The sequence below is a fragment of the Nocardia sputi genome (assembly GCF_023501985.1).
In genome coordinates, this window is sequence record NZ_JAMFLC010000031.1 from 18,625 (window position 1) to 31,978 (window position 13,354).

14 protein-coding genes and 1 pseudogene are annotated in these 13,354 nt (G+C 68.9%); 7 read left to right on the top strand and 8 right to left on the bottom strand.

What is annotated here, in order from left to right; translation table 11 throughout:
* Positions 1-30: 30 nt before the first annotated feature.
* Together M8859_RS32135 and M8859_RS37395 are read left to right on the top strand one after the other, a co-directional pair.
* On the top strand, positions 31-1,014 hold the full coding sequence (locus M8859_RS32135) for a quinone oxidoreductase family protein (protein ID WP_249645390.1): 984 nt from the start codon (positions 31-33) through the stop codon (positions 1,012-1,014).
* 40 nt (positions 1,015-1,054) lie between these two features.
* Positions 1,055-2,221 carry a serpin family protein gene (locus tag M8859_RS37395; RefSeq protein ID WP_249645391.1) on the top strand — a complete coding sequence of 389 codons (1,167 nt, stop codon included), beginning with the start codon at positions 1,055-1,057 and terminating at the stop codon, positions 2,219-2,221.
* Positions 2,222-2,259: 38 nt separating this feature from the next.
* Here M8859_RS37395 and M8859_RS32145 read toward each other — a convergent pair whose 3' ends face one another.
* From M8859_RS32145 to M8859_RS32160, 4 genes are all read right to left on the bottom strand, one after another.
* Positions 2,260-3,486, bottom strand: coding sequence for an FAD-dependent oxidoreductase (locus M8859_RS32145; protein ID WP_249645392.1), 1,227 nt, complete (start codon positions 3,484-3,486; stop codon positions 2,260-2,262).
* A 120-nt stretch (positions 3,487-3,606) separates the two neighbouring features.
* Positions 3,607-4,140, bottom strand: a complete 534-nt coding sequence (locus tag M8859_RS32150) for a DUF4334 domain-containing protein (RefSeq protein WP_159919287.1) — start codon at positions 4,138-4,140, stop codon at positions 3,607-3,609.
* A gap of 99 nt (positions 4,141-4,239) precedes the next feature.
* Positions 4,240-4,743, bottom strand: a complete 504-nt coding sequence (locus M8859_RS32155; RefSeq protein WP_159919289.1) for a DMT family transporter — start codon at positions 4,741-4,743, stop codon at positions 4,240-4,242.
* 64 nt (positions 4,744-4,807) lie between these two features.
* Positions 4,808-5,296, bottom strand: a complete 489-nt coding sequence (locus tag M8859_RS32160; protein WP_159919290.1) for a DMT family transporter — start codon at positions 5,294-5,296, stop codon at positions 4,808-4,810.
* 225 nt (positions 5,297-5,521) lie between these two features.
* On the opposite strand from M8859_RS32160, the gene M8859_RS32165 reads away from it, so the two are divergent.
* Positions 5,522-6,796 carry an ArsB/NhaD family transporter gene (locus tag M8859_RS32165; RefSeq protein ID WP_236565229.1) on the top strand — a complete coding sequence of 425 codons (1,275 nt, stop codon included), beginning with the start codon at positions 5,522-5,524 and terminating at the stop codon, positions 6,794-6,796.
* Between the two features lie 266 nt (positions 6,797-7,062).
* Here M8859_RS32165 and M8859_RS32170 read toward each other — a convergent pair whose 3' ends face one another.
* Genes M8859_RS32170 through M8859_RS32185 form a run of 4 tightly spaced genes read right to left on the bottom strand, consistent with a single transcriptional unit; the run spans position 7,063 to position 9,606 of the window.
* A complete protein-coding gene (locus tag M8859_RS32170; protein WP_249645393.1) occupies positions 7,063-7,326 on the bottom strand; it encodes a YciI family protein in 264 nt (87 codons plus the stop codon).
* On the bottom strand, positions 7,323-7,832 hold the full coding sequence (nusB, locus tag M8859_RS32175; protein ID WP_159919292.1) for a transcription antitermination factor NusB: 510 nt from the start codon (positions 7,830-7,832) through the stop codon (positions 7,323-7,325). Before nusB ends, M8859_RS32170 begins: the two co-directional genes overlap by 4 nt.
* A 34-nt stretch (positions 7,833-7,866) precedes the next feature.
* Entirely contained in the window at positions 7,867-8,430 is a 564-nt protein-coding gene (gene efp, locus M8859_RS32180; RefSeq protein WP_039798939.1) for an elongation factor P, read from the bottom strand.
* A gap of 48 nt (positions 8,431-8,478) precedes the next feature.
* Complete coding sequence (locus tag M8859_RS32185) at positions 8,479-9,606, bottom strand: M24 family metallopeptidase (protein ID WP_159919294.1); 1,128 nt, start codon at positions 9,604-9,606, stop codon at positions 8,479-8,481.
* A gap of 225 nt (positions 9,607-9,831) precedes the next feature.
* On the opposite strand from M8859_RS32185, the gene M8859_RS32190 reads away from it, so the two are divergent.
* The 4 genes and pseudogenes from M8859_RS32190 to M8859_RS32205 all read left to right on the top strand — a co-directional run.
* A complete protein-coding gene (locus M8859_RS32190; protein WP_249645394.1) occupies positions 9,832-10,299 on the top strand; it encodes a prepilin peptidase in 468 nt (155 codons plus the stop codon).
* Between the two features lie 203 nt (positions 10,300-10,502).
* Positions 10,503-11,384, top strand: coding sequence for a universal stress protein (locus M8859_RS32195; protein WP_249645395.1), 882 nt, complete (start codon positions 10,503-10,505; stop codon positions 11,382-11,384).
* A gap of 98 nt (positions 11,385-11,482) precedes the next feature.
* The gene (gene aroC / locus M8859_RS32200) at positions 11,483-12,691 is read left to right on the top strand and encodes a chorismate synthase (RefSeq protein WP_308221249.1); all 1,209 of its coding nucleotides are present in this window, start codon (positions 11,483-11,485) and stop codon (positions 12,689-12,691) included.
* Positions 12,688-13,206 (top strand): annotated as a pseudogene (locus tag M8859_RS32205) (shikimate kinase); the annotation flags it as partial. The gene aroC and the pseudogene M8859_RS32205, both read left to right, overlap by 4 nt.
* Positions 13,207-13,354 lie beyond the last annotated feature (148 nt).

The following is a 13,354-nucleotide window of genomic DNA, read 5'->3' on the forward strand; positions in this document are numbered from 1 at the left end:
TGGACCGACAGTCAACTTATGGAGTTAGTGATGCGGGCAATCGTAATGACGGCACAGGGCAGCCCGGACGTGCTGGTGGCCCAGGAGGTCCCGACGCCGCGGGCGGCGGCGGACGAGGTGGTGATCCGCGCCGAGGCGATTCCGGTGCTGTTCCCGGAGACCAAACTGCGTTCCGGCGAGTTCCCGATCGGTGCGCCGCTGCCGCTGGTCTTCGGTTTCCAGGCCGCGGGAGTCGTCACCGAGGTCGGCACGCATGTCGATCCGGCGCTGACCGGGCGACGTGTCGTCGTGTCCACCAATGGTTCCGGCGCCTACGCCGAATTCGTCGCCGCTGCGGCTGATTCCGTGACGCTCATCCCGGACGGCCTGTCCTCGGTGGACGCGGCGGCGGTACTGATGAACGGTTCGGTGGCGATCCCATTGCTGGAGACCGCCGCGCTGACCGGGGCCGAGACCGTCCTGATCGAGGCGGCCGCCACCGGCGTCGGCAGCGCCCTGACCCAGCTCGCCAAAGAATTCGGGGCGGGTCGCGTCATCGGCACGGCCGGTGGTCCCGACAAGGCCGCCCATGCCCGCGAGCTGGGAGCCGACGAGGTGATCGACCACAACGACCCGGCGTGGACCACGCGGTTGCGCGAGGCACTCGGCGGCGCAACGGTGGACGTGGTGTTCGACTCGATAGGTGGTGACAGCTCGTCGGGCCTGCTCGATCTCATGACGCCGTTGCGCGGTCGGCTGCTCGGTTACGGGTGGTTGTCCGGAGAACCCGCGCGGATAACGGCGACCGACCTGATCATGCGTGGACTCACCTTCACCGGCTGCGCGGGACCGGCCTGGTCGAACCGAGTCGCCCAGGCGGGTAGCACCGTTCTGGCCCGAGCAGCGGCGGGTGGGCTCGACGCGCTGGTCGAGGCGGTGCTGCCGCTGGACCAGGCGAGCCACGCGCACCGGCTGCTGGAGGATCGGGCGCCGCTGGGCAAAATAGTGCTGAGCCCATGTCCGATCATGTCGTGAGCAGCACGAGGCCGACGGGACCGTGGCTAGGGTGGGTGGCGTGCGGACTTCCCCGGAAACCCATGTCGGCTCCGCGAACGCGCTCACCGGACGGTGGTGCGCGGCGGTGGGCGAGCGAGACTTCGTGGTGTCGGGGGCCGGCGTCTGGCCACTGCTGGCCTTGCTCGCCTCCGCGGCGGACGGTCCGGCGCGGGATGAATTGGCGTCAGCGATCGGAGTGCCCGCGGCGGAGGGGCTAGACGGAGCGCTCCGGTTGCTGCGCGATCTCGAGCACGCGGAAGCGACGTCGGCGGCGCTCGGCGTGTGGGTGCGTCGCGATCTTCCGCTGCGCGAGGCGTGGTCGCGGGCGCTCCCCGACGGCGTTCTCGCACGGTTGGCAGGGCAGGCCGAGCTCGACAGCTGGGCGGCCCGGCACACCGCCGGCCTCATCGAGCGGTTCCCGCTCACTGTCGATCCCGACACGTTGCTGGTGCTCGCCACCGCGCTGGTCGCGAAGACCAAATGGCACGTGCCTTTCGAGGTCGGGACGCTGGCACCGAACGAAGGTCCGTGGCAGGGACATCGCGGGCCCGGGTTGACTCGCACGAGCACCGACCTGACGAAGGCCGCGATTCTGGACGCACCGGAACCGATCACGCGCGTCGTCGTCGAGGGCGTCGCCGACCTCGACGTCCACCTTCTGCTCGGCACCGGAACACCCGGCGCCGTGCTCGGCACGGGACTTGCGGCGTTGTCCGGCAACGCGCCGATCCGCACCGGCCTGCCGGTCGGGACCGTGGGGCCGGGACTGACCGTACGCACCGAGCCGGTGCTGTCCGGCAGCGGTCAGCTACGGGTCCGGCTTCCTCCCTTCGAGATCCGATCCACCCACGACCTGCTCGGCGGATCCGACTTGTTCGGCTTGGCCGCCGCGACCGACTGCGGCCGCGGCCATTTTCCGGCGATCTCGCCTTTCCCCCTCTGCGTCGGCCAAGGAGCACAAGAGGTGCTCGCCCGGTTCAGCCACGAAGGTTTCGAGGCCGCCGCCGTCACGGCCTTCGCGTTGCGTGCGGCGGCAGCGGCACTGCGGCGCAACCACGCGCCCGTCGTCTCGGTGAGCTTCGACCGCCCCTTCGGATTCATCGCCGTACACCGCCCGACAGGTCTCGCGATCGTCGCAGGATGGATCGCCACTCCTCCCACCTCCACACCATTCGCCCCAGCCTGACCGCTCCGAGCGGAACCCGAGAAAGCCGACGGCGTCACCTACCGCCGGGCGAAGTATGGAGCGTGCTCCGGCAAGACGCCGCGGGCGAGCAAGAACGGCGGGACGCTGCGCAGGACGGGGATCCGGCGCAGGGCGCGGATCGGCAGCGGTGCTCGGGGAGCACGTGCGATGTCGATTCGTCCGTCGAGAGCGGGAGCTATGGCCCTGGCGTGCAGCAGCCGCTGTATGCCCTGCGTCACGACGGTCGGAAATCTGCGCCGCCGCTGGACCTTCGCCAGGTCCCTGGTACCGAGCGTGCCCGAAAGCAGCCGCGGGGCCAGAATTCGGGCCGCGGCGACGGCGTCCTGGACGGCCAGGTTGATGCCGACGCCACCGGCCGGGGACATGGCGTGGGCGGCGTCGCCGAGACAGAGCAGACCGTTGGTGTACCACTTGGTCAGCCGGTCGAGTTCGACCTCGAGCAGCTTGACCTCGTCCCAGCTGGTCAGGGCGTCGACCCGGTCGTGCAGCCAGGGCGCGGCCTCGGCCAGGCCGCGCATGATGTCCTCGACCGGCCTGCGGCGGGCGGATTCGTCGGCGCCCTTGGCGATCAGGGTCGCGCACTGCCAGTAGTCGCCGCGGTCGAGCAGGACCGCGACCCGCCGGGCGGTGACGATGGGCAGCGCGCCCGCCGGGTCGATCCCGGTGCGTGGCAGGCGGAACCACCAGACGTCCATCGGCGTGGGCCATTCGCGGGTCGGCAGTCCCGCGGCGCGGCGCAGCAGCGAGCCGCGTCCGTCGCAGGCGACGGTGAGGTCGGCTTCCATCGAACCGGTCGTGCCGTCGGCGCTGCGGTAGACCACGCCGCCGACCCTGCCGTCGACCCAGATCAGGTCGGTGGCTTCGGTGTTCATCCGCAGCCGGAAGGTCGACTCGGCTTGCGCGGCACGCGCTAGCAGGTCCAGCAGGTCCCACTGCGGGACCATGGCGACGTACTTGTGCTTGCCGGGCAGGTTCTTCAGCGTCGCGAGGGTCTGCAAGCCCCCCGCTATCGGCAGTTGTACCTGATCCACCTTGCGCGCGTTCAGTTTCGCGAATTCCGCGCCGAGGCCCAGTTCGTCGAGCAGGTCGAGGGTGGTGGGATGCACGGTGTCGCCGCGGAAGTCGCGTAGGAAGTCCTTGTGCTTCTCCAGCACCGTGACCTCGACACCGGCTCGCGCGAGCAGCAGCCCGAGCACCATTCCGGCCGGCCCGCCACCAACCACCAGGCATGTCGTGCGTTCCATCGACTGTGTCTCCCTCGGTCGCCGCATCGCCGCAAGGTGTCGCCTGTTTGCGCGAATCCTAGTGTGGCGGGCGAAGCACCGGACCGGATCGGCGATGGCCGACCGATTCCACGGCGGACCTCAGCCGATATCCCTGTGCAGCACGAAGAAGTACGGTTCGGTCATGCCGCGCAGGTCCATCACGCCGAGCAAGGTGTGCTCGTCGGCGCGCCGGAAGTGATCGATGATCGGCAGGTGGTCGTAGACCATCGCGGCACTGGTCACGCCGCGGTATTCGATCTCGCGCAGACGCGCCGTGGGCTTGTTCGTGCGCAGCGCGGGGCGCACGACCGGCAGCATCTTGCGCACGGCACGCACTCCGGGCAGCGGCACCTTCCCCGCCAGCGAAAGAGGGACCCGGCGCGGGTCGATCGGAAATACCGTGCCGCCCGAGGTGAACAGCAGCGGATGCACACTGTCCGAGCCGTCGAACTGCTTGCCGTACCAGCCCGAAGCCACCAGGACGCCATCCATCGGGTGCCCGGTGGGCAGTTCCTCGCCCCGCCAGCGGCCCGTCGTGATCTCCTCGACCCGCGCTGCGGGGAGGCGGTCGAACAGAGCCCACGCCTCCTGCGCGGTGTGGACATCCGTCATGGTCAGCTCGTTCGCGGCCATCTCTCCTACTTCCTCACCGAGGCAACGTTGCGATAGACACCCTATCTGTCTCTCAGAGGAACGCGTCCAGCGGCGGCCTGCGGGGCTTCGTCCCGGTGTTCAGTAGGTCGCCATGAGATAGATGCCGACGATGATCATCACGCAGGCGGCGACGCGCTTGGGGTTCACCGCGCGCCGCGGGAATCCCATCAGCCCGAAGTGGTCGATGGCAAGGGCGCCGAACATCTGTCCGGCGATGATCAGCGCATTGAAGGTGCCCGCTCCGACATCGGACGCCACGGAGATCATCGCCAGGATCGCCGCACCGCCCAGCAGACCGCCGAACGGCGCCCACCGGGGCATAGTCCGGATGTCGGCCCGCGTCGGCCAAGGCCGGTTGGAGGAGACGGCCAGCGCCACCGCGAGGAAGATCGCGAAGCCGGTGAACGCCACGGCGTAGGAGATCACGCCACACAGCCAGACGTTCTTCAACGCCAGCTTCAAGGAGTTCTGACAGCCCGCTTCCACGGAGCGCAGTGCGCCGCCGACCAGGATGAACACGAAGATGAGTGCCGTCGTGACACGCGGCAGGGTGGTACGGGTTTCGGCGGTGCGAACCGTCATCGGGAACCCTCCGGAGGGGTGCGAGAAGTGGATGGCTGACCGGCAGCTGAGGTAGATCTCGTCGTCAGGTCACGCTGGCCGTGCGCTCGCCTTCTGCGGGTTCGTCGGTCATCAGGTAGATCGCGAGTGTGATCAACCCGCAGGCCAGCAAACGGGGAAGGCTGGCGGATCGCTCCTCGAATCCCATGAGTCCGAAGTGATCCATGATCACGGCGACCACCATTTCGCCGATGATCACGAGCGCGCTGAACGTCGCCACGCCGACGTACCGGGCTACGGCGATCATGCCCATCACCGCCGCGCCGCCCAGCAGGCCGCCGAACGGCGCCCACCACGGCATGTTCCGCACGTCATCGAGGCTCGGCCACGGCGTCTTCGACGATACGGCGAGGAAGATCAAAAATCCGGTCAGCGCAACGGCATACGAGATCACCGCGCACAGCCACATATTCCGCATGTGGTTCATCAGCGTGTTCTGACAGCCGGCTTCTGCCGACCGTAAGGCGCCTCCGACCAGTATGAACAGGAATACCAGTCCGACGACGATGGTCATGAGCAAACACATCCTTGGCTTGGCGGCGGACGAACACCGAGATCGCCTCGGACACAATGGTTTCGCTCCGGCGATAGGGCCGGTACGGTGTCCGAGCCGACGTCCGACCGCTGTGACCCGGATAACGTACCATCGTCTAACGGCACGTTCAACGGGTTGTCGCCGCCCTTCCATCGCACAGTAAGGCCCGCACCGACAGGGAAGGGATATGGAGGAAAGGCTGCCATGATGGCACTCGTGCCCGATCTGGTCGATTCTTCCCCTCGGAACCCGTCCACGGCCGCCGCGGCCACACCGACGTCCGGGCGGAGAGTGCGGCTGAGCGTCCTGGACCGGGTTCGTCTCTCCTTACTGGCGGCCGGTCTGCTGTGTGTACTCACCGGCCTGCTCCCCCGCGACGAAGCCGAGGCGAATATGCGACGCGTCGCCCCGTTGCTGCTGTTTCTCGCCAGCGTGATCGTGCTGGCCGAACTCACCAGACGAGCCAGGGTTTTCGACGTCATCGCCCATCGCCTCGCGATCCTCGGTCGAGGCCACTACCCGGCACTGTTCGGCCTCTGCGTACTGTTCGCCTCCGCCACGACGATTCTGTTGAACCTCGACACCACCGCGGTACTGATCGCCCCGGTCATGCTGGCACTCGCGGCGCCTGCCCGGATTCCGCCGCTCCCTCTGGCCATGACCACCCTCTGGCTGGCCAACACCGCGAGCCTGCTGCTGCCGGTCTCCAATCTCACCAACCTGCTCGCCGCCGATCGGGTGGCGCTGACCTCGACCGAGTTCGCAGCGAAGATGTGGGCGCCCCAACTGGTTTCGATCGTCGCGACCATGGTGTGCCTGTGGGTGTGGTACTGGCGGCGCGGACAGCGGGAAACCGAGCGCTATGTGCCCCCCGAGCCGATCCGCCCCGCGAACTTCCGAGAGCGCTCGCTATTGTTCGTCACCGCGGGGGCCTGTCTGCTGTTCATCGTCGCCATCCCCATGGTCGGCGACCGGATCGGTATCGCGGCGACACTCGCGGCGCTCATCGCGGTGGCGGCGTTCGCCGTCTTCGACCGCAGCGCCTTGCGGCTGTCGCTCATCCCCTGGCGGCTGCTCGTGTTCGTGGTCGGCTTGTTCCTGGTGGTGCCCACGCTGAGCCGATTCGGCTTGGCCGATGCGATGCACGCTGTGATCGGCACCGACCCGGGTGCCTCCGGCGCGTTCCGGGCCGCCGCCGCGGGCGCGACCCTGTCCAATATCGCCAACAACTTGCCGGCCTACACCGCGGGCGAGGCGGTGATTCCCGCGCAGAACGGCGATCAGCTTCTCGCGTTGTTGATCGGCACCGATGTGGGCTCGATCGTCACGCCCTGGGCTTCGCTTGCCACGTTGCTGTGCTTGGAGTTCTGCCGCACGCACGACGTGCGGGTACCCATGCGGCGTTTTGTCCTGACCGGCCTCGTCCTCGCGGTGGTCGCCACCGCAGGGGCGGTGGCGGCGCTGTTGATCTGGGGTTAGCCGTCGAGACCGCCGACGAGGCGCGTCTGTGAACAGGGCCACTTCCGAATCTCTGGGACCGACTCCCGCTTGACCTCGAGTGCGGTCGAGGTCAGAGGATCCGAACGAGGCAGGATCGAAAAGCTCGTCTCGATCCGATCTCAGAACGCGGAGTCACTCCGGCTCTGTTGGGCTCCCGCTGGTCATCCGTACACCCACCAGCGGGAGTTTCGAGCCTTCTGCCGGAATCGGGGGAGAGTCCGAGAATTCGAGGCACAGAGACGAACTCAGTCCACTGCGGTGATTTCCCACTCGTAGACGCTGAGTTCGGAGGCCCCGGTGGTGTGCACGGGATCGGTGAAAACGATTTCCCGGGCGGCGTCGAGGTTTTCGGCGTAGATCACGTACGCGCCGCCGGTGCCGTCGGTGAAACGGCCGCTCTCCTGCAATTGTCCCCAGTCGTGCAGTGTCTTCAGGAACTGCCGGTGCGGCTCGATCACGGCGGCGTCGAAACGCGGAGTACGCATCGCCATCACGAGATACCTGTTCACGGTTCGGGCTCCGGACGGGGCGCCCTCGTCGCCGCCGCGGCGGCGCGCACCTGCGGCGCCACCAGGACGACCTGGCCCAGCACGCCGTTGAGGAAGGACGGGGAGTCGTCGGTGGACAGCTCCTTGGCCAGCTCGACCGCCTCGTCCACGGCGACGACCGGAGGGACGTCGCTCGCGTGGAACAGCTCCCAGACCGCGATGCGCAGAATCGCGCGATCCACGGCCGGGAGGCGCGAGAGTGTCCAATCCTGCAGATACGACTCGATGGTGCCGTCGACCCGGTCGAGGTCGTCGGCGACGCCCTCGACCAAGGTGCGGGTGTAGGCGTGCACCGGCGCGACCGACTGGTCGCGGGCGGCCAGCTCGGCGCGCTCGTCGACCAGGTCGGCTGCGTCGACGTCCCTGGCCTCCGCCTCGAACAGCAGGTCGACCGCCCGGCGGCGGGCCTTGTGCCGCGCGCCGAGCTTCTTGTACGTGGACTTCTTGTCCACGGGCTGTTCAGCCACGGTCACATCATCCCGGAATCGGCCGGCCGCGGTATCAGGCGTTGACCCGGCCGAGGTAGCTGCCGTCGCGCGAGTCGATACGCAGCTTGTCGCCGGTGTTGATGAACAGGGGGACCTGCACCTCGGCGCCCGTCTCCAAGGTGGCGGGCTTGGTGCCGCCGGTGGAGCGGTCACCCTGCAGCCCGATGTCGGTGTGCTGGACCACGAGCTCGATCGAGACCGGGAGCTCGACGTACAGCGGCGCGCCCTCGTGCATCGAGACCTGCACGGTCATGTTCTCCAGCAGGAAGCGGGCGCCGTCACCGATGGTGGCCTCGGAGATGGAGATCTGGTCGAAGGTCTCGCCGTCCATGAAGACGTAGTCGGAGCCGTCGTGGTAGAGGTAGGTCATGTCGCGGCGGTCGACGGTCGCGGTCTCCACCTTCACACCGGCGTTGAAGGTCTTGTCGACCACCTTGCCGGACACGACGTTCTTCAGCTTGGTCCGCACGAACGCGGGGCCCTTGCCCGGCTTGACGTGCTGGAATTCGATGATCTGCTGGAGCTGACCGTCGATCTTCAGCACAAGGCCGTTCTTGAAGTCGCTGGTGTCCGCCACTGTCTTCGGATCTCCTCGTTCTACCGCTTGGTCTCGGGCAGACCGGCGTCAGTCGACGACGGTCAGGTCTTTGCTGGTGTGGGTGAGCAACTCCGGGCCCCCTTCGCGCACCACGAGCGTGTCCTCGATCCGGACCCCGCCGCGGCCGGGAAAGTACACACCTGGTTCGACGGTCACCGCCACGCCAGTCAGAAGTGTACCGGTTCCGGTTTTCGCGATTCCGGGTGCTTCGTGGATCTGCAGACCGACCCCGTGGCCGAGACCGTGCACGAACAACTTGCCGTGCCCGGCGGCCTCGATCACCGCCCGCGACGCGGCGTCCACGTCCGCCACCGGAACCCCTGGCCGCAGCGCCTCGCGCCCGGCGCGCTGGGCCTCGGCGACCAGGGCGTACACCTCGCGCTGCCAGTCGGTCGGCGTGCCCAGCACGAAGGTGCGGGTCATGTCGGAGTGGTAGCCGCCGACCACCGCGCCGAAGTCCAGCTTGACGAAATCACCGGCGGCCAACACGGCTTCGGTCGGACGATGGTGCGGGACAGCCGAATTCGCTCCGGTCGCCACGATGGTCTCGAACGACACCGCTTCCGCGCCGTGCTCGAACATGGCCCACTCCAGATCCCTGGCCACCTGGCGCTCGGTGCGGCCGGGACGCAGTCCGCCACGCTCGAGCAGCGCGGCCAGACCGGCATCACCCGCCGCGCAGGCCGCGCGCAACTGTTCCACTTCGTAGGCGTCCTTGACCATGCGCAACTGCTCGACCAGGCCGGGAGAAGCGACGAACTCCAGGCCGGTGCGCTGTTCGAGGAAGCCGCGGTGCTGGTCGACGGTGACGACGTGACTTTCGAAACCCACCCGGCCGACCTGCCACTCCCCTGCCAACTGCACGATCCGCCGCGCGGTAGCCCGCGCGATCTCCGCGCGCAGGTCGGGGACCTGCTCGGCGACCTGGGTTCGATACCGGCCGTCGGTGCCGATCACGCTGCGCTCCTCGGCGGTGCGCGTGTCCCAGGAGTGCACCAGCAGCGCCGCGTTCGAGCCGGTGAACCCGGTCAGATATCTGATGTTCACCAGATCGGTGACCAGCAGGGCGTCCACCCTGTTCTCCACCAGCAGGCTGCGTAGCGCAGCCCGCCGCGCCGCGTAGTCCGGCACATGACCCTGGTGATCAGCACACATGTGTCAAAACTACCGCCGACACACCTCCGGCCGACAGGCAACACATACCCAGCGCGCCGCGCGTCGTCGTCGTCGAAGCGCATGGAAACGCGCTAATACTCTGGCGCTCAGGATGTTTCGTCTTCCGGACGACTGCTGAACAGTCACCTGTTCACATTCGATCGCGTTGTACACATTCCGGGCAGCGACAGCTTTCCCGCGCCGCGGACGGGCGAGAGTGGAGCCATGACTCCTCTCGCGGGCGGCGTGCTCACCGTGTGGTGCGCGGCCCTGACAGTGTTCGACCTACGTGAACGGCGGCTACCGAACGGACTGACCGGTTCGGGGATGGTGGCGATCCTCGGATATGCGCAGATCACAGGGCAATTCGCCGACGCGCTGCTGGGCGCACTGCTGCTGTCGGCGCCGTACCTGCTGGTGCACCTCGTCGCGCCCCCCGCGCTGGGCGCGGGGGACGTCAAGCTCGCGGTGACGCTGGGCGGGGCGGCCGCGCTCGGCGGCGCGCAGACGTGGGTGTCGGCGGCGATCGGAGCACCGGCGCTCACGGCATGCGGGGCCGTCGGCGTGCTGACGTGCCGGATGCTTTTCCTCCGCGACGAGCCCGGCAACCATGCGGTCACCGTGCCGCACGGTCCCGCGATGTGCCTGGCGACATTGCTCGCCTTGCTGTCGTCGACCTTGGATTCGACCTGAGGCGGGCAGTTGCCGCACAGCGAACCCGCCGCGCGCCATCGACCGGACGGCGAACCCAGCAAATATGCCGCAATTCATCGGTAGCATCAATGGCGAGCCACGACTTTCCCGAGCAGCCGCCGGAACCGCGCTCGCGTGCGGCACCTCGGCGATCGCCACCGCGAGTGCGCCAGACCAGCGATGCAGCGAGAAGGAGCCGCCGAGTGAATCCGAGGCATCCGTCGCGGAAGCCGATCGTGGTGGGAACCGACGGTTCCGCCGAGTCGATGGTCGCGGTGCGCTGGGCCGCGCAGACCGCCGCGCTGCACGACGCGCCCCTGCACATCTCGTTGGTCGTCGAGTCGTCGCTCGGCTCAGACAACGACGATCCGCCGCGGCCCGCGGCGTTGCTGCGGGTGCGCGAAGCGGACGAGGCGATCGAGCGCGCCGCGGACGCCGCCGTAACGGCCGCACATGTGGTGCGCGACATCGCCATCGGCACCGACATCCGCACCGCGCACGTGGCCACCGCCCTGATCGAGCGCTCCCGGAGCGCGGCGATGCTCGTGGTCGGCACCCGCGGCATCGGGCGAGTCCAGCGTGTCCTTCTCGGATCGGTCAGCGCCACCGTCGCCCGGGATGCGGGCTGCCCGGTGGCGGTGGTACCCGCCGAAGCGCCACTGTGGGACCGGGCCGGCACCAGCCCGGTGATCGTCGGGGTGGACGCCTCCACCGACGAGCAGGCGGCGATCGAGGTGGCGGTGACCGAGGCGTCGCTGCGCGGGGTCGAATTGGTGGCCGTGCACACCTGGGGCGAAGTCGAGCCGCTCGCCGCCATCGGCACCGACTGGGCCGCGCTGCGCCGGACCGAGGAAGCGGCGCTGGCCGCGAGCCTGGCGGGTTGGCAGGAACAGTACCCGGAGGTGACCATCCGGCGTGAGGTCGTCCGCAACCGTCCGGAGCGGCGGCTGCTCGAGCGCTCGCGGGACGGACAGCTGCTGGTGGTGGGCAGTCGTGGCCGAGGGACTTTGGGACGGCTGCTGTTCGGCTCCGTCGGTGACGCGTTGCTGCGGTCGGTGGATCGCACCATCGTCATAGCTCGCTGAGCGCGCCGGGTCGCGGTATCCGGCCCTGCCCTGGCGTTCGCGTCGTCACGGCGGGCCACGTTCCCGGGCACCGGCGTCGACATGGGAAGATGAACGACGTGCTGCGTTGGATAACTGCCGGAGAATCCCATGGTCCCGCTCTCGTCGCCCTCCTCGAGGGAATGGTGGCAGGCGTCGAGGTGACGTCGGACGAGATCGCCACGCAGCTGGCCCGCCGCAGGCTGGGATACGGTCGCGGCGCCCGGATGAAGTTCGAGGCCGACAAGGTCACCATCGTCGGCGGCGTGCGGCACGGGCGCACGATGGGCGGCCCGGTAGCCATCGAGGTGGCCAATTCCGAGTGGCCGAAGTGGACCACGGTCATGTCCGCCGACCCGGTCGATCCCGCCGAACTCGCCGACTTGGCCCGCAATGCCCCGCTGACGCGGCCCCGGCCCGGACACGCGGACTACTCCGGCATGCTCAAGTACAACTTCGACGACGCCCGCAACGTGCTCGAGCGCGCCAGCGCCAGGGAGACCGCCGCGCGCGTCGCGGCCGGCACCGTCGCGCGCAATTTCCTGCGCCAGGCATTCGGCGCGGAGGTCGTCTCGCACGTCGTGTCGATCGGAACGGCCCAGAACACCTCGGGGATCGTGCCGACCGCCGCCGACCTCGCCGCGGTGGACGAGAGCCCGGTGCGGGCGTTCGACAAGGACGCCGAAGCCGCGATGATCGCGGAGATCGAGGCGGCCAAGAAGGACGGCGACACCCTCGGCGGGGTGGTCGAGGTGGTCGTGGAGGGACTTCCGGTCGGCCTGGGCTCCTTCACCAGCGGCGAGAACCGGCTCGACTCCCGCCTCGCGGCCGCGCTCATGGGCATCCAGGCCATCAAGGGCGTCGAGGTCGGCGACGGCTTCGAGACCGCGCGCCGCCGCGGCAGCCAGGCACACGACGAGATGCGCCCCGGCCCCGACGGCGTGCTGCGCTCCACCAACCGCGCGGGCGGCCTCGAGGGCGGCATGACCAATGGCGAGGCGTTGCGCGTGCGCGCGGCCATGAAGCCGATCTCCACGGTGCCGCGCGCGCTGTCCACGGTCGACATGACCACCGGCGACGAAGCCGTCGCCATCCATCAGCGTTCGGACGTGTGCGCCGTGCCCGCGGCGGGCGTGGTCGCCGAATCCATGGTGGCGCTGGTCGTGGCGCAGGCCGCGCTGGAGAAGTTCGGCGGCGACTCGCTCACCGAGACGGCCGAGAACATCACCAGCTACATCAAGCGGATCAGCACCCGCCCCCACGTGCCCGCGGACAGTCGGTCGCAATGATCGTGCAGACCGATCCGCGCGCCCCGCGCGTGGTGCTGGTCGGACCGCCGGGGGCGGGGAAGTCCACGATCGGCCGCAAACTCGCCAGGGAACTCGGTGTCGAGCTGTACGACACCGATGCCGGCATCGAGCGGGAGACCGGTCGCACGATCCCGGAGATCTTCGCCGAAGACGGCGAGCCCGAATTCCGCAGGATCGAGGAGCGGGTGGTGCGTCGCGCCGTCCTCGCCGAGCGCGGTGTGGTCTCGCTCGGTGGCGGCGCCGTGCTGTCGGCGAATACCAGAGCCTTGCTGCGCAACCGCACCGTGGTCTATCTGGAGATCAGTGTGGCCGAAGGCCTTCGGCGCACGGGGGCGAGCACTCAGCGCCCCTTGCTCAACGGCGCCGACCCCAGCGCGAAGTACCGGGAGCTGATGCGCACCCGCCGTCCGCTCTACCGGGAGGTGGCCACCGTGCGGGTCCGCACCGACGGCCGCAGCCCCGGCCGGGTGGTGCGCATGATCATGACCAAACTGGGCATGGAGCCGGTGGAGCCCGCCGAAGCGGATCTGCGGCCGCCACCGAGCGGGATCCCGCAGGGCAGCAGCCGCTCTCGCGCCCGCCGGCGCGCCCGGGCCAGAACCGCGGCCCGGCGCAAGGCCACCGATCAGGACGAGACCGCCG